Origin of the sequence: Pseudochrobactrum kiredjianiae, from assembly GCF_030362795.1 — a bacterium.
Classification (GTDB): Bacteria; Pseudomonadota; Alphaproteobacteria; order Rhizobiales; family Rhizobiaceae; genus Pseudochrobactrum; species Pseudochrobactrum kiredjianiae.
The window spans coordinates 131,906-150,015 of the sequence record NZ_JAUCBM010000005.1 but is presented as its reverse complement, the minus strand read 5'-3'; the positions used below and the strand labels follow the sequence as shown (position 1 = coordinate 150,015).

The window sequence follows — 18,110 nt, the reverse complement described above, 5'->3', positions numbered from 1 at the left end:
TCTGCAATCAGAACTGAATACAGCCCCGGATGCAATTCCGGGGCTGTTTGCGTTTTAGCGCCGCGCTTCCGTGAGCATACGAATAGCAAGCCCTGTCAGAACCATCCCCATCAACCAGCGCTGCACAACGAGCCAGCTCGGGCGCCTGCTAAGAAATACTGCAATAGAACCGGCAGCGATAGCGATTACGGCATTCACGCTGACGCTTATAATGATCTGTACAAACCCGAGAACCAACGATTGCGTCAAAACACTGGCATGTTCCGGGCTGATGAATTGCGGTAACAATGAGAGATACATAACTGCGATTTTAGGGTTAAGCAGATTGGTCAGAAAGCCCATCAGAAAGAGTTTACGTGGGCTGTCTTTCGGCAGATCCTTCACCTGAAACGGAGAACGCCCACCCGGCCTCAGCACTTGCCATGCAAGATAAAGCAAATAAAGCGCACCGCCAAAACGTAAGGCATCATAGGCATAGGGGACTGCCATAACGATTGCCGTTATCCCGAATGCAGCACAAAGCATATAAAACACAAACCCGAGCGCCACGCCTCCGAGCGAGATCAAGCCCGCTATGCGCCCTTGGCTGATAGATCTTGAGATCAGGTAGACCATATTCGGACCGGGTGTAAGCACCATACCGAGTGCGATAAAAGCGAATGCTATGAGGCTGGCGGTTTCCGGCATTATGCAAGTTTCCCTCTTGGTTGAGCCGAATTGTCATTACGGAGGTTTAGCATGGATTTCCCGATCAAATTTATGCTGCTCAAGCGGCAAATGACAAGGCTTTCATAGCTGCGTTTTACCAAAGGAATACGGCAAATCAGACAGGGGTCTCAAGTTCCCCTTGCCTCTGGAAGACAAAACACAGATCATTCTGCAATCGATATGCATTTTTTGACACGTAACAGATCATCATAATAACATTGGGAGGTATTATGGAAATCAAGGCGGGTAAAAATATTGCCATCAAAGTTCCGCACTACAAATGGACAGAAACAGTTGCTTATTACCGCGATAAAGTCGGATTACCAGTCAAAAAAGAACTCAAGGCCAGCGTCGGATTTATCTTCGGAGAGATGACTTTATGGATTGATCGTGTCGAGCAGCAGAGTCAGGTTGATGTTTGGCTGGAATTATTTACCGATGATCCCGATCAGGCACTGAAACATCTGGGAAGCCCGCAACGCGATGAACTCGAACCATTGGATGACGTGAACGGACACTGGACGTCGGATCCTGCCGGTGTTGTACTGCTCGTCAGAAATGAATGACTGCAGACTAACAACACCATGTTATGTGAAGCGAGTAGCCTGGCCAACAACGCCGCAGGCAAGACCGATATTGACCTGTCCTTATTATACCTCAACATTCTTCATCAGGCTAAAAGCTACCGGCCCTAATTGTGTCGCTTTCGTAAAACATTAAGAATATCACAAACAAAGACCGAGACAGCAGGCTTCATGTTCCCTCACCATCTTCCATCGCAAACAGCGGCACCGGATGATGTACTGTATCAGTACCCGACTTCGTTGAGAGAACAAGTTGCCGCCTCACCTCAGGTTCCGGGTGTCTATACATTTCATGGGGCAAACAATCATTACCCGCTTTATATTGGCAAAAGCATCAATATCAGGTCACGTTTGCTCTCACATTTGCGGACACCCAAAGAAGCACGTTTGCTAAAGCAAACATCTCACATCAGCTACATTCCTACCGCCGGTGAAATAAGCGCACTCTTGTTAGAGGCGCAAATGATTAAGCAGCAACAACCGCTGTTTAACCGCAGATTGCGCAAAACCAAAGATACCTGCTCATTTGTGCTGAATGACACGGGGCTGCATATTCAATATACGGATGACATGACCAATGAACCGGCCAATAATGTCTATGGCTTATTCAAAAATCAATTTTCAGCCAAAGACCGTTTACGTGAACTCGCTGATGAATATAAATTATGCCTGAGTGTTCTTGGTTTTGAACCGCACACCAAAGGCAAAGGCTGTTTTCGCTCAGCAATTCATAAATGCGCCGGTGCCTGCTGCGGTAAAGAAGACATAGCTCAGCATAACGCGCGTTTAGAAATAGCGCTTAAAAAATTCACACTTGCTGCATGGCCATATAGCGGCGCGATTGCTGTAAAAGAGAGCTTCGGCAGGTTAAAACAATATCATGTCCTGCATAACTGGCGTTACCACGGCAGTTATAAATCCATGCATAGTCTGAAAAAATACAGGCTCGATAAAAATACGCTCTTCGATGCGGATATGTACAAAATTCTGGTCAAACCGATCTTGTTTGGCACAACTGAAATTTTGGCTTTATCCGATCCATCTTGCTTCAATTATGAATAAGCCTGTTTGCTTCAGAGCATCACTCAAGCTACCGGATAGTTAAAATTACAACAGGTTTTCACATTAGAATATGTGATGACTATTGGCGAAAACGCGCTCTAAGATGATTATGTAATAGGAGAAGATAAGACGCTGCGCAAATCCAATCTCCTTAAGAGATCAGTTGCTAAAAACACAACAATTACAATGAGAAGATTGTAAGTGGTGCCCCCAGAGAGACTCGAACTCCCGACCCCCTGATTACAAATCAGGTGCTCTACCAACTGAGCTATAAGGGCAACAACGGCTAGATAGCATATTCTTTTTGTTTGTAAACTACAAACTCTGCAATTGGGGCAGCGAAAGCCACAGGATAATGCAAACCCGCATTAAAATTTCGATCTTGCTAGCTCTGCGCCTCTTTTATTGACGAAAATTCCAGCATTTAAAAAAATATTCGTAACGACTCACAAAAGCGAAATCCCCGAACAGAATCAAAACCACTGTGAATACTAAACAGCGAAAATCAGACATATAGCTGTGATGAAACCGGGAGAATAAAAAAGCGCAGATCACGAAAAACGTCCGAACATCCAACAGGCGATGCCAGCGCTAAATCGTGCAAATGATATGATGAGAAAATCTTGAATGCTTTTATAAAGCCGGTCTTTCTGCAAAGACCGTTATAAAATGCAACAATTACAATGAGAAGATTGTAAGTGGTGCCCCCAGAGAGACTCGAACTCCCGACCCCCTGATTACAAATCAGGTGCTCTACCAACTGAGCTATAAGGGCAACTGACGGCTAGATAGCATATTCTTTTTGTTTGTAAAACGGAAAATCGCATACCCCCGCAAAAAACAACATTGTTTTGCCTCTTATCCCCATTTAGGCTACAAATCCTCATCCAATCATGCAGCTTTTCGGCGGAAACTGATGAAATACCCATATAAAAAATTCTTTTATATCACCTCAGGCACCCCGGAATCGGTCTCAGCCGCGGAATCATTGCGTAATCGCTACGGTGAAACACCTGCAGAAGAAGCGGATGCCCTGATTGTGCTGGGTGGTGATGGTGTGATGTTGCAGGCATTGCATGACCATATGAATCAAAGCCGCCCGATTTATGGTATGAATCGCGGATCAGTCGGCTTCCTGATGAACGAGTATCATGAGGATGATTTGCCGAAACGCGTTGCCGCCGCCCATGCAGAAACCATCCGACCACTAGAGATGATTGCTGAATCACAGGAGAGCGGTACAGTCAAAGCACTGGCAATCAATGAAGTATCGGTTTTGCGTCAATCCTATCAGGCTGCAAAAATCCGTATCAGCATTGATGATAAGGTGCGCCTTGAGGAACTGATCTGCGACGGACTGATGGTTGCGACCCCCGCCGGCTCCACCGCTTATAATCTTTCTGCGCAAGGGCCTATTCTGCCGCTCGACTCCCCGCTTCTTGCACTCACCCCGGTCAGCCCGTTTCGCCCGCGTCGCTGGCGCGGTGCTTTGCTGCCTAAATCAGTCACTGTGCGGATGGATATTCTTGAAGTCGATAAGCGTCCCGTCAACGCTGTTGCCGACCATACAGAAGTGAAATCAGTGACTTCCGTGACTGTGCGTGAAGATACGCAAAACAGCGTAACCCTGCTGTTCGATGAAGAACATACTTGGGATGAGCGCATTCTGAATGAACAGTTCCGTTATTAGAGCGCCATGTGCCAGACCTGGCACACAAAACTCGCTCTAACACTTTAAGATTAGAGCATAATTGACCATCAGACTGGTTTTATTGGCTCGTAATTTTCAAACAGGCTGAAACAACAGAGATAACCAGTATGTTTGAAGAACAATACGAGCCTTCTATTGGCAATACCTATAGTAGCGGCTTACACCAACAGCAATTAAATCACCCTATTTTGAAGCAAAAACGGCATTTTTGTTGACTTTTTGACCAGTTCCCCGTAACGGCTTTATTAATTTTAACGCAATGCGCAAACATAAGCGCTTTTCCTGTCCTGTTGTCATGCGGACATTACCGGTCGGGTCCAGTGCGCTTCTTCCAAAAAGAGAGCTACGCCTCCATTGACGACATTTGCAGAACTCGGTCTGTCACCGAAAATACTGGCTGCAGTAGACGCCGCCGGTTATACCACCCCTACTCCTATTCAGGCTGGCGCCATTCCTCATGCTCTGGAACGTAAAGACGTTCTCGGCATTGCCCAGACCGGTACCGGTAAAACAGCATCTTTCGTGCTGCCGATGCTGCACCTGCTTGAAAAAGGTCGTGCCCGCGCACGTATGCCACGTACACTTATTCTTGAGCCAACACGCGAGCTTGCTGCGCAGGTTGAAGAGAATTTTGTAAAATACGGCGTCAATCACCGTATCAACGTAGCTCTGCTGATCGGCGGCGTATCTTTTGATGAACAAGAGCGTAAGCTGGAACGCGGCGCCGATGTGCTGATCGCAACGCCTGGCCGTCTGCTTGACCATTTTGAACGCGGTAAGCTGCTGCTGACCGGCGTGGAAATTCTGGTGATCGACGAAGCAGACCGTATGCTGGATATGGGGTTCATTCCTGATATCGAGCGCATCTGCAAGCTGATCCCTTTCACCCGTCAAACTTTGTTCTTCTCGGCAACCATGCCGGCGGAAATCACCAAACTGACCGAACAGTTCCTGCATTCGCCAGCCCGTGTTGAAGTTGCCAAAGCCTCAACAACAGCGAAAACTGTGACCCAGCGTCTGGTTAAGTCTGCGAAGAAGCCTTGGGATAAGCGCGCGGTTCTGCGTGACCTTATCAATGCTGAAGGTGATGAGCTGAAAAATGCGATTGTTTTCTGCAATCGCAAAATGGATGTGTCAGAGCTGTTCCGCTCACTGGTGAAGCATGGATTTGATGCCGGTGCTTTGCATGGTGACATGGATCAGCGCGCCCGCATGACCATGCTGAGCAATTTCAAAGACGGCAATTTACGGATTCTTGTGGCTTCTGATGTTGCTGCGCGTGGTCTCGACATTCCTGATGTCAGCCATGTGTTCAACTATGACATTCCGATTCATGCCGAAGATTACGTCCACCGTATCGGCCGTACCGGCCGCGCAGGTCGCTCAGGCAAGGCGTTCTCGATTATCACTCCGTCAGACACCAAACATCTTGATGCCATCGAAAAAATGATCGGCGAGAAGATTGAATGGCTGGATGGTGATTTATCCACACTGCCTGCGCAGGAGGAGACTGAAGATACCAGCCGCCGTGGTGGCCGAAACAGCCGTGGTAAAAACGGCAAGAAGCCGCGTGATGGTAAGGATCACAAGGAAAAACAGACACAGCCGCGCAATGCAGAAGAAAAGACTGCTGATGCGCCGGTCGTGACAGATATTTCCGCGATTGATGCACCACAGCCTGTTCTGCCGGACAATGTTTCTCTCGGCACCGTTGTTGCTCAGGAGCCGGTTCGCCCTGTTCCACATAAGAATGGCAATGATGAACGCCGCCAGAACCACACACAAAATGGCCAGCAGAACAACAATAAGCGCCATCGTCGTGATTTTGATGATGAACCTTCACCGTTGGGCTTTGGCGATGATGTTCCGGCCTTCATGCTGATACCAATCAACATTTAAAAAAGAAAACCCGCCAATTGGCGGGTTTTTTATTGTCTTATCAGTGCTGATTAGAGCACCGTGCGCCCTCTTGGGCGCACAAAGGTCGCTCTAACACTTTATATTTACAGCATAATTTTACCTTAAACTGATTCAAGCTTAAGGAATTATGCTGTAATCAGGCTGCATTATGGGCAGCATCCAGTGCTTCCTGCGTCACCGGTGCAAGTTCAACAGATTCACCACAACCGCAGGCAGATGTCTGGTTAGGATTATTGAACACAAAACCTGTGCGCAGCGTGCTGACTTCAAAATCCATCTGCGTACCGAGCAAAAACAGCGCCGCTTCCGGCGCTACAAAAACTTTGGCACCATCAAGCTCAATCAGATCATCGCCAGCCTTGGCTTCTTCAGCCAGCGCGATTGTATATTCCATACCGGCACAACCGCCTTTTTTCACACCCACGCGGATACCCAAAGCATCCTCATGAGAGGCCTGAATTTCGCGCACGCGTTCTGCTGCTGCGTCGGTCAGGGTCATTATGGCAAAACGTCCCATAAAATATCTCACTTGTATCTGTACACGGTTCAAGGCCGTGCAGTTTCAACCTGTCAGGCTCGCAGTATAGTCTCCGCATCAATTGCTGAAAACCGGCAAGCCTCTGATATTCTATCTAGTCTCACATAGTCCCGACTGCAAGTAAAGGAAACGGCATAGCACGCATTAAAATCTGCATTCCCCGCTTTTACAAGCAGCCACAATAAAACTGAAACTTGGCAAAAAGCGTAAAATTGCCATGATCTCTTTGCAGTCTTTTGTTCTATAAAGAATATCAAAGGTTTTTTGCTTCTGATCAGCGGAGATTTTAATGGGTATCCAGCAGAACCGTCATAACCCCGCATCGCACCGTCCGGTTGCTCTGACAATTGCGCAAAATCGCGCTCATCAACACCGCCTTATGATTATGCGTTTGCTTGGTACGACAATTATTGGCGCTGCATTGCTCACCGGCAGTGCAATTTATGCCAAGGCTGCGGGTACAACTGAGACCAAAGACAAAGCGACAACGCAGCAAAAAGTCAAACCGGAAGCTTTGAAAAAAGCAGGTGAAGCTGCGACCAAAGATTCTGAAGAAGAAAAGGCGAAAGTCGAAAAAGCCAAGACGGATAAAACAGAATCTGAAAAGCCAAAGGAAGAAGCAGCCCCTGCAGATAAGGCGGATGCTAAGAAAACCACTGAGGCAGAGAAGCCTGAAACTACAAAACCGGAAGCCACAGAAGCCGTTGCCGAAGGTCTGCTGCTGCCTGACTATCTGGATGATCGCAGTACACCGCAGAAATTGCTTGAATCTTATTACAATGCCATTAATCGCAAAGAATATGCCCGCGCCTACAGCTATTACGCGGAAGGTCAGCAGGGTGATGAGTTCGAAAAATATGCCAAGGGCTATGAAGGTACGGAATCTGTGCAAGTCAAGATCGGCAGCACCGAGCCTGATCCGGGCGCAGGACAGATCTACTGGTCATTACCGATTGCCATAGAATCCAAGCTCGCTGAGGGCAAATCACAGGTCTATACCGGATGCTACACGATCAGCATGAGCAATCCTGCCATGCAGGCGCTGCCGCCATTTAAACCAATGGCGATTATGTCAGGTACATTATCCAAATCACCGCTGTCGCTGGAGAAAAGTGTGCCTGAGGAATGCGGCGCGCCTTAATCCCTGCATTCCGCACTAATAAAAAGCCTGTCATCACTGACAGGCTTTTTGTTTTATGGCTTACGCGGATGGATAAGCTGTGCGCTGACGCCGATGCGGTTCCACAAATTGATCATGCCGATAGCCACAATCAGCTTAGCGATTTCTTCCTCAGAGAACAGTGCTTTCACGCGCTCATAAAGTTCGTGCGGCACGCCGAGTTCCGCAATCTGTGTCAGGTGTTCAGTCCATTCCAGCACAGCACGGTCACGCGCATCAAAGCACGGCGATTCACGCCATGCGCTTGTCATATACAAAGTCTGCATATCCATGCCGTCTTTACGGGCATCGCGAATATGAATATCTGTGCAATAGGAACAACCGTTGATCTGCGAAGAACGGATTTTCAAAAGATGTAGCAAGCGCGGCTCCAGCCCTGACGCATCAACTGCTGCATCCAGTGCCTGAATTGACTGATAAAGTGATGGTGTAATTTTCGCGATGTTCATTCTGTTCTGCATGGATCTATCCTGAATAAAAATTTGCTTTAAAATCATCGATATATTATATCGATGATTTGGAAATAACAAATCTCAAGGTTGTGATATGCGCAGAATGAGTGACGGGGTTGAGGCGGCATTACATTGCGCACTCGTGCTGTCAGGGCTGCCGGAGGATAAGGTTCTGGCAGGCAAACATCTGGCAGAGCTGCACGGCGTATCAGAAAGCTATCTACTCAAGCATCTACGAGCCCTCACCGCTGCCGACGTGATTATCGCTATTCCGGGGCCGCGTGGCGGCTACCGGCTGGCACATACCCCGCAGCAAATTACCTTGCTCGATATTGTGGAAGCGATTGACGGCAAAGAACCAGCTTTCATCTGTCGGGAAATCCGCCGTCGCACGCCCGGAAAGCCCAAAGAGCCTTGCCACTACAAACAGGATTGTTTCATCAAATCGCGTATGCTGGCCGCAGAGCAACTCTGGCGCAATGCTTTACGCAGCCAGACCGTTGCTGATCTCATGCAGGACGGCGAGCAACAGATCGGCCCTGTCAGCAAGCAGGTTGTATCGGATTATCTCAGCTTACATGCCCGCTGAGAGCATTTCCAAATTATAATAAACAGATGAATTGGAAATGCTCATTTTTGTGACGCATTATCCTACGCAAAACCGGTTCCCACTTTTGCTGGAAATGCTTTAAATAAAAAACGCTGCGTTTCCGCAGCGTTTAAAATCAGTACCAGCCCACAGCAACCTGAGCTTCTTCGGACATACGGTCCGGCGTCCATGGCGGATCAAAAGTCATGGATACTTCCACATGGGAAACACCCTCAACCGTACTAACCGCATTTTCTACCCAACCCGGCATTTCACCGGCAACAGGGCAACCGGGCGCAGTCAGCGTCATATCAATTTTGACCGTACGGTCATCCTCAATATCCACTTTATAGATCAGGCCGAGTTCATAAATATCCGCCGGAATTTCCGGATCATAGACTGTCTTCAGCGCACTGATGATATCATCCGTCAGGCGCAGCAATTCATCTTCCGGAATTGCGGAAGCGGAAAACACTTTTGAAGCGCCGCTTTCTTTATCTGAGGCTACGGCCTCTGCAGCCGGTACATCCGGTTTTGTATCCATATTCGTCATCCAAAAAACTGTCTTGCTTTTTCAAGCGCTGCAACCAGAGCATCCACTTCCGCACGGGTATTATACATACCGAAGGAAGCACGGCAGGTCGATGTCACACCAAAGCGCTGCAATAGCGGCTGAGCACAATGGGTGCCTGCCCGCACTGCAATACCGGCGCGGTCAATCAAAGTTGAAACATCATGGGCATGAATGCCCTGCATTTCAAATGCAATGATCGCGCCTTTATCCGGTGCATTGCCGACAATACGCAGCGAATTAATTTTTGCCAGAGCTTCATGCGCATAGAGACGCAAATCAGCTTCATGGGCAGAAATCGCCTCACGGCCTACACTTTCTATATAGTCAAGGGCTGCGCCCAATCCAATAGCCTGCACAATCGGCGGCGTTCCGGCTTCAAAGCGATGCGGCGGATGATTATAAGTGACATTATCAACGGTCACTTCTTCAATCATTTCACCACCACCCATAAACGGGCGCATCTGCTCCAGCATTTCCATACGGCCATAAAGCACGCCGATACCGGACGGACCATAGAGCTTGTGGCCGGTCATAATATACCAGTCACAGCCCAGATCACGCACATCCACCGGCATATGCACAGCAGCCTGCGAACCATCCACCAGAACCGGAATACCGCGCGCATGGGCAAGTTCCACGATCTTTTTAATCGGCAGAACCGTCCCCGTCACATTGGACATGTGGGTCAGGGCAATCAGTTTGGTTTTCGGGGTGATGCATTTCTCGAATTCTTCAAGGTGGAACACACCTTCATCATCCACCGGCGCGAAAACCAGCTTGGCACCCTGACGCTCACGAATGAAATGCCACGGCACAATATTGGAATGATGCTCAAGAATAGAGAGCAGGATTTCATCGCCCTCACCGATTTTTGGCATACCATAACCATAGGCAACCGTATTAATCGCCTCAGTCGCCGATTTGGTAAAGATGATCTCGTCTACAGAACCGGCATTGAGAAAGCCACGCACTTTTTCACGCGAACGCTCATAGGCATCGGTTGCGGCATTGGAGAGAAAATGTAGACCGCGATGCACATTGGCATATTCGTTGGAATAAGCATGCGTTATCGCATCAATAACCGCCTGCGGCTTCTGTGCCGAGGCACCATTATCGAGATAGATCAGCGGCTTGCCATAGACTTCACGCGACAAGATCGGGAAATCGCGACGGATTGCTTCAACATCATAATTTTGCAGTACAGACGATAATTGATTCATAATCGTACTCCTGAGCACTTCGTGCTCAAAAAAGCAGGCAAGAGCACTTGGTGCTCACAAAAATCAATAAGGGCAACATGTGCTCTATATCAGGGAAGAAGAGCGGGAAATTTCCCGCTCTCTATATGCATGCTTATGCGTGCTTTTCGAGCCATCCCTGCAAAATATCTTCAAGCTTTTCAACGAGAACCTCGTTTTCCAGCTCTTCGATTACTTCTGCAATAAAGGCTTTAACCAGCAGACCACGGGCTGCATTTTCAGGCACACCGCGCGCCATCAGATAGAAAAGGTGATCCTTTTCAATCTCACGCACAGTTGCACCGTGACCGCAGGCCACGTCATCAGCAAAGATTTCCAGCTCAGGTTTAGCCGAGAATTCTGCATCATCTGACAATAGCAATGTGTTGCAAGCCATTTTCGCGTCGGTTTTCTGAGCAATCTGCGCGACGCGGATCATGCCCTGAAAAATACCGCGTGCCCTGTCTGTCACCACGTTGCGCACGACCTCTGTCGAGGTAGTGTTTTCAACGAGATGGCCAACATTCATGGTCACGTCAGTCACTGTTTCGCCGCCAAGCAGATTGAGCGTGCGCAGCTGGAAATCAGAGCCTTCGCCCTCAACATCCACATTGACTTCCTGACGTACCAGCTTGCCGCCGGCATTCATCACGAACAGGATCAGCTTGGAGTTCTCACCGATTGTCACATTGATCTGCGACAGCTGGGTGGAAAGATCCGTATGCTCACGCACGATAACCCAGACAATTTCTGAATTATCAGCAATGGTCACATGGCCGACACTGGTGGCGAAAGTCTCGGCTTCACCACCGATTTGACGCTCGATAATTGTCGCTTTGACATTGGAGCCGATCTTGGCCGGAAAGCGCACATGGGACTGGCCTGATGGCTGCAAATTCTGCAACTCAATAGCCTGTTCCAGCTCGGTACCGTCCGCAATTGACAGCCCCCAGCCATCGCTGGCATAGGCTGCATTGATCTGGCCGATTGTATCATCGTCACCACGGATTTTCAGGGTATGGGCAGCGATGCCCTGTCCCAGAATATCGCGAATGGCTTCAACGCGCACGCCTTCGATCTGCACAGATTTCTGTGCAATACCATTGGCAACAGTCAGCACTGCAGAACCGTCAATCAGCGGTGCAACAGCTTTATGGGTCACATTCGCATCAAACGGCGCAACCGAGCGCAGCAGGGTACGCATATCTGTATAGTGCCAGCTTTCAACACGACGGCTAGGCAGACCATTGATTTTCAAAGCTTCCAGCGCATTATCACGGGCGCTCAGAACTTCTGTATCACCCGGCAGATCACCAACGCGAACAGCGAATGCATCAAGCAAAGCGCTCTCGGCCGGTGTCCTGATTTTTGAAGCCGGATTTTGAGAAATGACGTTCATATTCATCCCCCTCTTTAAGCAACAGCGCCGATGATTTCAGCGTAACCGTTTTCTTCCAGATGCAATGCAAGGCTCTTATCACCGGACTTAATAACCTGTCCTTTGTAAAGAACATGCACACTGTCCGGTACGATATATTCCAGCAAACGCTGATAGTGTGTGATCACGATCACTGCACGGTCAGGCGAACGCAGAGCATTTACGCCATCGGAAACGATTTTGAGCGCATCAATATCGAGACCGGAGTCAGTTTCATCGAGAACGCAGAGTGATGGCTCCAAAAGCTGCATTTGCAGAATTTCTGCACGCTTCTTTTCACCGCCGGAGAAGCCAACATTGAGCGGACGCTTCAGCATGGCCATATCCATGTTCAGGCCGCCGGCAGCTTCCTTAACGCGACGCAGCAGTTCAGGAATTTTCAGTTCTTCTTCACCGCGTGCTTTACGCTGTGCATTCATTGCAACTTTAAGGAATTCCATTGTGGCAACGCCCGGAATTTCCAGCGGATACTGGAACGCAAGGAAGATGCCCTTGGCTGCGCGTTCCGCTGGATCCAGTTCCAGAATGCTTTCGCCGTTATACAGAATATCACCGGACGTTACTTCGTAATCTGAGCGACCGGCCAGAATGTAAGACAGGGTGGATTTACCCGAACCGTTCGGGCCCATAATCGCAGCCACTTCACCGGCTTTAACGGTAAGGTTCAGACCACGGATAATCTCTGTATCCGTGTCAGCGATTTTGGCGTGCAGATTAATGATCTCTAACATGAGTGTAACCTTTTATAACGAATCTTCCGATCCGAAAAATATCAACCTAGACTGATTAAAGGGGCGAAATTTCTCTCCGCCTTCCCTGTTTAACCAACCGAACCTTCGAGCGAGATACCGATAAGCTTCTGAGCTTCCACGGCAAATTCCATCGGCAGTTCCTGAATAACTTCCTTAACGAAGCCGTTCACGATCAGAGCAATCGCCTCTTCTTCCGGAATACCGCGCTGCATCACATAGAACAGCTGATCTTCGGAAATCTTCGAGGTTGTTGCTTCATGCTCGAACTGCGCTGTGGAGTTCTTCGCCTCGATGTAAGGCACAGTATGCGCACCGCAATCATTGCCGATCAGCAAACTGTCACACTGGGTGAAGTTACGGGCATTGGTTGCTTTACGATGTGCTGTTACCTGACCGCGATAGGTATTGTTGGAATTACCCGCCGAAATACCCTTGGAAATGATGCGGCTCGATGTGTTTTTACCGAGATGGATCATCTTGGTACCACTGTCGATCTGCTGATATCCGTTGGATACCGCAATCGAGTAGAACTCACCGCGGGAATCATCACCACGCAGAATGCAGGACGGGTATTTCCATGTGACAGCAGAGCCGGTTTCGACCTGTGTCCAGGAAATCTTCGAGCGGTCGCCACGGCAATCGCCGCGCTTGGTCACGAAGTTATAGATACCGCCTTTGCCGTCCTTATCGCCCGGATACCAGTTCTGAACGGTGGAATATTTGATTTCGGCATCATCCAGCGCAATCAGTTCAACAACAGCTGCATGGAGCTGGTTTTCATCACGCTGTGGCGCTGTACAGCCTTCGAGATAGGACACATAAGCGCCCTCTTCAGCAATAATCAGCGTGCGCTCGAACTGGCCGGTATCTTTTTCGTTGATACGGAAATAGGTCGACAATTCCATCGGGCAGCGAACGCCCTTTGGTACATAGACGAATGATCCGTCGGTAAATACAGCACAATTCAAGGCGGCGTAATAATTGTCGGAAACAGGAACAACCGTTGCCAGATACTTCTTCACCAATTCCGGATGCTCACGAATAGCTTCCGAAATCGAGCAGAAAATCACACCGGCTTTGGCAAGCTCGGCCTTAAAAGTGGTGACCACGGAAACACTGTCAAACACCGCATCAACGGCCACGCGGCCTGATGCGTAGACATTATCTGCCGGATTGCCGTCAATCTCGCTCGGCTCACCCTGTTTGCGTACACCGGCCAGAATTTCCTGCTCACGCAAAGGAATACCCAGCTTTTCATAGGTACGCAGCAGTTCCGGATCAACTTCATCCAGAGACTTAGGGCCGGTCTGACCTTTAGGAGCCGCATAGTAACGGATATCCTGAAAATCAATTTCCGGATAATCGACGCGAGCCCATTTTGGCTCTTCCATAGTGAGCCAGCGCTTATAGGCGTCAAGACGCCATTCCAGCATCCACTCCGGCTCTTCTTTTTTAGCGGAAATGAAACGGATAATATCTTCGTTCAGCCCCTTAGGAGCCTTATCCATTTCGATGGTTGTTTCAAAACCATATTTATACTGATCCACGTCAAGCGTGGCGACCTGATCGATCGTTTCCTGCACTGCAGGCATCGCCGTTCTCCATCCTTGTCAGGGTCAAGGCCCGACAGTTAAAAACGTTATGGCAGCAATCATGTTGCTGTCATAAACATATAGTGCGCATTGATGCGCTATAAAAGTCTGACTGCTGGCCATGTTAAAAACTGGCACGGCTTCAGACTTCGAACTCCGGCCAGTTTTGCATCACATTGCTGTGCGCTCGACATCAATGGCCATTTAGAAGCGCTAAACCAATCAGGCAGCGCTGTTTTCCGATTCGCTCAAAAGTGGCACCTGAATCTGACTGCGTGTCTGATCCCGTCTGGCTACCAGTCTTTCGAAAATCGTCAGAAATGCTTCTGCGTCTTGCATTGTCGCCGACTTTTCTGTCGACACACGCAATGCACCGCATTCATCGTCAAAGCCCATCGCGGCCAGCACATGACTGGCGCCGACTTTACCGGACGAACAAGCGGAACCGGCAGAAAGTGCAATACCGCCCAGATCAAAAGCGATCTGCATGGTTTCAGCCTTCATGCCGGGCAAAGAAATAAAACTCGTATTCGGCAGGCGCTCTGTTGCGGCACCATGCACCACAACATCTTCCGCCAGTTTGCTCACGCCATCCTCGATTGTTGTGCGGATTGCATCCGACCAGCGCGGCAGATTGCTGCCCTCAAGCTGTGCCGCTAAGGCCTCACGTGCTGCGGCACCAAATCCTGCGATCAGCGGCAGTGCTTCAGTACCTGCGCGATGTCCCTTCTCCTGCCCGCCACCACGCACCAGCGCAGACGGCATAACCAGATCAGAGATCGCAACCACAGCACCGACACCCTTAGGGCCGCCAATTTTGTGGGAAGAGAGAATGAGATAATCAGCAGAGACTGCTGCAATATCAAGCGCGACACGCCCTGCTGCCTGCACGGCATCAACAATGAAGAAACCGCCCGCAGCCTTCACCAGCGCGCCGATTTTCTCAACCGGCTGAATCACACCGGTTTCATTATTCGCCCATTGCACTGCAACCAGCGGCAGACCTTTGGATTTGTCATGTGCTTTTAACGCCTGTTCCAGCACTTGCAAATCAACAATGCCCTGAGGATCAACCGGCAGCACAGTCATATTCTCCGCAGCAAAGCGCCCGCCGGACAACATGCAAGGATGCTCGGTCGCAGAAACGTAAAGATGCGACAGGCGCAATTCCGAGCGCCCCATCTTATAAACCGGCGTCAGCAGTGTTGTTGCAGCCTCGGTTGCACCGGAGGTAAAAAATACATGGTCAGGCTTTGCATTACAAAGCGCAGCCACATCACGGCGCGCAGCTTCAATCAAGGCTCGCGACGCTCGACCTTCCTGATGCACAGAAGATGGATTACCTGTAACTTGCAAAGCCGCGATCACAGCCTCACGCGCCGCTTCACTTAACGGCGCACTGGCATTATAATCAAAATAGATACGCGGCTTTGACATTGCAGACTCTTTCGCGAAGCACCATATTTGCGTTAAACGCGCAATTATCTTGAAATTTCAAACCAGAGCAGACTATTAAGCTGCATGAGTGTTTTTTACACCCTCCAGTTTTGAAAGATTCTAAAGTCGGTTTTAAGTTTTATGAGCGAAACAGTCAAGGATTTGCTCAGAGTTTAAGCCGTAAAGTCGTGATTGGTAACAATCAGGCTTATAAATATCAAATACGACACAGGTGTTGCAAACCGGCCAAATGGTCACGCAACCCGGCGGTTATAGCGGAGTACATATGCCAGAAGTTATCTTTAATGGTCCTGCAGGTCGTCTTGAAGGGCGTTATCAGCCTTCAAACGAGAAGAATGCACCTATCGCCATCATCCTGCACCCGCACCCGCAATTCGGCGGCACCATGAACAACAAGATCGTTTATGATCTGTTTTACATGTTCCAGAGCCGTAATTTCACAACACTGCGGTTTAACTTCCGTGGAATCGGGCGCAGTCAGGGTGAATTCGATCACGGTGCCGGTGAATTGTCAGATGCGGCAAGCGCACTGGATTGGGTGCAGTCTCTTCACCCTGATTCGAAAAATTGCTGGGTTGCCGGTTATTCCTTCGGCTCGTGGATCGGTATGCAGCTTCTGATGCGCCGTCCTGAAATTGAAGGTTTCATGTCGATTGCACCACAGCCGAACACCTATGACTTTTCATTCCTCGCACCTTGCCCTTCATCGGGTCTGATTATTCATGGCGATCAGGACAAGGTTGCGCCACCAAAGGATGTGCAGGTTCTGGTTGATAAGTTGAAAACCCAGAAGGGTATCACTATCACACAGAATACAATGCCAGGTGCCAACCACTTCTTTACCGGCATGGGCGATGAACTGATTGCGGAATGTTCAGAATATCTGGATCGCCGCCTGATGGGTGAACTGACAGAGGTTCGCCAGAAGCGCTTGCGCTGATAGTGATCAAAAAAGCAGCGCTTACGCTAATCGATAAACAAAAAGACCGGCTAATCGCCGGTCTTTTTTATTTATGCTTTTACCAGAACGCCGCCACTCACCGGCCCGTCGCAGCCGGTTGTTGAGGGATAAGTCAGCGGCAAGCCTTTCAGACTGCGCACAGCGAGATAGCCCCAAGCCTCGGCCTCCATGGAATCACCGTCCAACCCTGCGGTATCTGCATCAATAACCACAGCACCTTCAGCTTGTGCCAAAGCAGTCAGCTCAGCCATTATCGCCGCATTCTTACGCCCGCCACCGCTCACCACATAACTGCGGGGCTTTTGCGGTAAATGGGACGCGGATTGCAGAATTGATGCCGCGGCCACATAAGCTAATGTGCGGGCACCATCCTCCAGTGATACAACACCTATCGAAGGCACGGCAAAATCTCCGCGATCCAGTGAGCGGCGCTGATTACCGGTAAAAAATGCATTGCTTAAATAATGGGCTGCCAACTCGCTATTCAAAGTGCCGCGCAATGCCAGCGCACCACCAGCATCAAAACTGCCCTGCCCGTGCAATTCCATCCACTGGTCAATCAGCATATTACCGGGACCGCTATCAAAAGCTGCCAACCCTCCTGCATCATCGACATAGGTCAGATTGGAAATCCCGCCAATATTGACGAAAACAACCGGCATATCCGGCTGTTGCTCAAGATTATGCGCCAAAGCCGCATGATAGGCGGGGATCAGCGGGGCTCCCTGTCCACTATGACGCATATCCTCTGCGCGCATATCATAAACCACATCAATACCGGTTTCCTGTGCCAGCAAAGCGCCATCACCAATCTGCACGGTAAGCGCATCATCAGGGCGATGCAGCACTGTTTGTCCGTGAAAGCCGATTACATCCACATCATCCGCGCTCAGACCATTGGCAAATAGAAAGTCCTGTACTGCAATGGCATGCAGCAATGTCAGATCATGCTCAAGCTGCCCTAGAACGCCAACACGCTCGTCACGCTGCACCATGCCTCTGGCATCAACAAGCCCTTGCTTCAAACGCGCACGAAACGCATCGGAATAATTCTGACTACCCGCAACAATGCGCTCAACGACCTGTTCGCCGTCTGTTTTGATCAGCGCCAGATCAATGCCATCCATGGAAGTGCCGCTCATCAGTCCGATTGCGCGATAGAGTGCAGTCATTATTGGTTTTCCGTTTTTAGTATTTTCGGTTTAGCCCGAATTGCAGAGGCTCAAAGGTTACATAAAGCACACAAATGGCACAAAACGACAGTATTTTAGGCCGAAATCAGCTTTCGCTAAGCAATACCTTTATTGTGGTTTGCCCTGCAATAATGTTAAAGGCTGGATTGTGTCAGTTACC

17 protein-coding genes and 2 tRNA genes are annotated in these 18,110 nt (G+C 49.4%); 7 read left to right on the top strand and 12 right to left on the bottom strand.

Annotated elements, in window-relative coordinates; genetic code table 11:
• Positions 1 to 54: 54 nt before the first annotated feature.
• Complete coding sequence (locus QUF18_RS11955) at positions 55 to 687, bottom strand: LysE family translocator (RefSeq protein WP_289387331.1); 633 nt, start codon at positions 685 to 687, stop codon at positions 55 to 57.
• A gap of 251 nt (positions 688 to 938) precedes the next feature.
• Between QUF18_RS11955 and QUF18_RS11950 the strand changes: the two genes are divergently transcribed.
• Positions 939 to 1,274, top strand: coding sequence for a hypothetical protein (locus QUF18_RS11950; RefSeq protein WP_289387330.1), 336 nt, complete (start codon positions 939 to 941; stop codon positions 1,272 to 1,274).
• 258 nt (positions 1,275 to 1,532) lie between these two features.
• Positions 1,533 to 2,354 carry a hypothetical protein gene (locus QUF18_RS11945; protein WP_491723601.1) on the top strand — a complete coding sequence of 274 codons (822 nt, stop codon included), beginning with the start codon at positions 1,533 to 1,535 and terminating at the stop codon, positions 2,352 to 2,354.
• Positions 2,355 to 2,556: 202 nt separating this feature from the next.
• Here the strand turns inward: QUF18_RS11945 and QUF18_RS11940 are convergent.
• Positions 2,557 to 2,632: transfer RNA gene (locus tag QUF18_RS11940), tRNA-Thr, on the bottom strand.
• A gap of 421 nt (positions 2,633 to 3,053) precedes the next feature.
• A tRNA-Thr gene (locus tag QUF18_RS11935) sits at positions 3,054 to 3,129 on the bottom strand.
• Between the two features lie 141 nt (positions 3,130 to 3,270).
• Between QUF18_RS11935 and QUF18_RS11930 the strand changes: the two genes are divergently transcribed.
• Positions 3,271 to 4,044 (top strand): NAD kinase, encoded by a 774-nt coding sequence (locus tag QUF18_RS11930; RefSeq protein ID WP_289387327.1) that lies wholly within the window; start codon positions 3,271 to 3,273, stop codon positions 4,042 to 4,044.
• 375 nt (positions 4,045 to 4,419) lie between these two features.
• Positions 4,420 to 5,964, top strand: a complete 1,545-nt coding sequence (locus tag QUF18_RS11925; protein WP_289387325.1) for a DEAD/DEAH box helicase — start codon at positions 4,420 to 4,422, stop codon at positions 5,962 to 5,964.
• Between the two features lie 157 nt (positions 5,965 to 6,121).
• On the opposite strand, the gene sufA is transcribed toward QUF18_RS11925, so the two are convergent.
• The gene (sufA, locus tag QUF18_RS11920) at positions 6,122 to 6,502 is read right to left on the bottom strand and encodes a Fe-S cluster assembly scaffold SufA (protein WP_289387324.1); all 381 of its coding nucleotides are present in this window, start codon (positions 6,500 to 6,502) and stop codon (positions 6,122 to 6,124) included.
• Positions 6,503 to 6,812: 310 nt separating this feature from the next.
• Between sufA and QUF18_RS20515 the strand changes: the two genes are divergently transcribed.
• Positions 6,813 to 7,664: a hypothetical protein gene (locus QUF18_RS20515; protein ID WP_289387323.1), complete on the top strand. Its 852-nt coding sequence runs from the start codon at positions 6,813 to 6,815 to the stop codon at positions 7,662 to 7,664.
• 53 nt (positions 7,665 to 7,717) lie between these two features.
• Here QUF18_RS20515 and QUF18_RS11910 read toward each other — a convergent pair whose 3' ends face one another.
• Positions 7,718 to 8,164, bottom strand: coding sequence for a carboxymuconolactone decarboxylase family protein (locus QUF18_RS11910; RefSeq protein WP_289387322.1), 447 nt, complete (start codon positions 8,162 to 8,164; stop codon positions 7,718 to 7,720).
• A gap of 85 nt (positions 8,165 to 8,249) precedes the next feature.
• Between QUF18_RS11910 and QUF18_RS11905 the strand changes: the two genes are divergently transcribed.
• Positions 8,250 to 8,744, top strand: coding sequence for an RrF2 family transcriptional regulator (locus QUF18_RS11905; RefSeq protein ID WP_289387321.1), 495 nt, complete (start codon positions 8,250 to 8,252; stop codon positions 8,742 to 8,744).
• Positions 8,745 to 8,880: 136 nt separating this feature from the next.
• Here QUF18_RS11905 and QUF18_RS11900 read toward each other — a convergent pair whose 3' ends face one another.
• The 6 genes from QUF18_RS11900 to QUF18_RS11875 form a co-directional block, all read right to left on the bottom strand.
• On the bottom strand, positions 8,881 to 9,297 hold the full coding sequence (locus tag QUF18_RS11900) for an SUF system Fe-S cluster assembly protein (protein ID WP_374806643.1): 417 nt from the start codon (positions 9,295 to 9,297) through the stop codon (positions 8,881 to 8,883).
• Positions 9,294 to 10,538: a cysteine desulfurase gene (locus QUF18_RS11895; RefSeq protein WP_289387318.1), complete on the bottom strand. Its 1,245-nt coding sequence runs from the start codon at positions 10,536 to 10,538 to the stop codon at positions 9,294 to 9,296. Before QUF18_RS11895 ends, QUF18_RS11900 begins: the two co-directional genes overlap by 4 nt.
• Positions 10,539 to 10,671: 133 nt before the next feature.
• The gene (gene sufD / locus QUF18_RS11890; RefSeq protein WP_289387317.1) at positions 10,672 to 11,961 is read right to left on the bottom strand and encodes a Fe-S cluster assembly protein SufD; all 1,290 of its coding nucleotides are present in this window, start codon (positions 11,959 to 11,961) and stop codon (positions 10,672 to 10,674) included.
• A gap of 8 nt (positions 11,962 to 11,969) precedes the next feature.
• Complete coding sequence (gene sufC / locus QUF18_RS11885) at positions 11,970 to 12,725, bottom strand: Fe-S cluster assembly ATPase SufC (RefSeq protein WP_237121440.1); 756 nt, start codon at positions 12,723 to 12,725, stop codon at positions 11,970 to 11,972.
• A gap of 89 nt (positions 12,726 to 12,814) precedes the next feature.
• The gene (gene sufB, locus QUF18_RS11880) at positions 12,815 to 14,338 is read right to left on the bottom strand and encodes a Fe-S cluster assembly protein SufB (protein WP_289387316.1); all 1,524 of its coding nucleotides are present in this window, start codon (positions 14,336 to 14,338) and stop codon (positions 12,815 to 12,817) included.
• A gap of 222 nt (positions 14,339 to 14,560) precedes the next feature.
• Complete coding sequence (locus tag QUF18_RS11875; RefSeq protein ID WP_289387315.1) at positions 14,561 to 15,775, bottom strand: cysteine desulfurase family protein; 1,215 nt, start codon at positions 15,773 to 15,775, stop codon at positions 14,561 to 14,563.
• Between the two features lie 286 nt (positions 15,776 to 16,061).
• Between QUF18_RS11875 and QUF18_RS11870 the strand changes: the two genes are divergently transcribed.
• Complete coding sequence (locus tag QUF18_RS11870; protein ID WP_289387314.1) at positions 16,062 to 16,736, top strand: alpha/beta hydrolase; 675 nt, start codon at positions 16,062 to 16,064, stop codon at positions 16,734 to 16,736.
• A gap of 71 nt (positions 16,737 to 16,807) precedes the next feature.
• On the opposite strand, the gene QUF18_RS11865 is transcribed toward QUF18_RS11870, so the two are convergent.
• The gene (locus QUF18_RS11865; protein ID WP_289387313.1) at positions 16,808 to 17,929 is read right to left on the bottom strand and encodes an anhydro-N-acetylmuramic acid kinase; all 1,122 of its coding nucleotides are present in this window, start codon (positions 17,927 to 17,929) and stop codon (positions 16,808 to 16,810) included.
• Between the last annotated feature and the right edge of the window lie 181 nt (positions 17,930 to 18,110).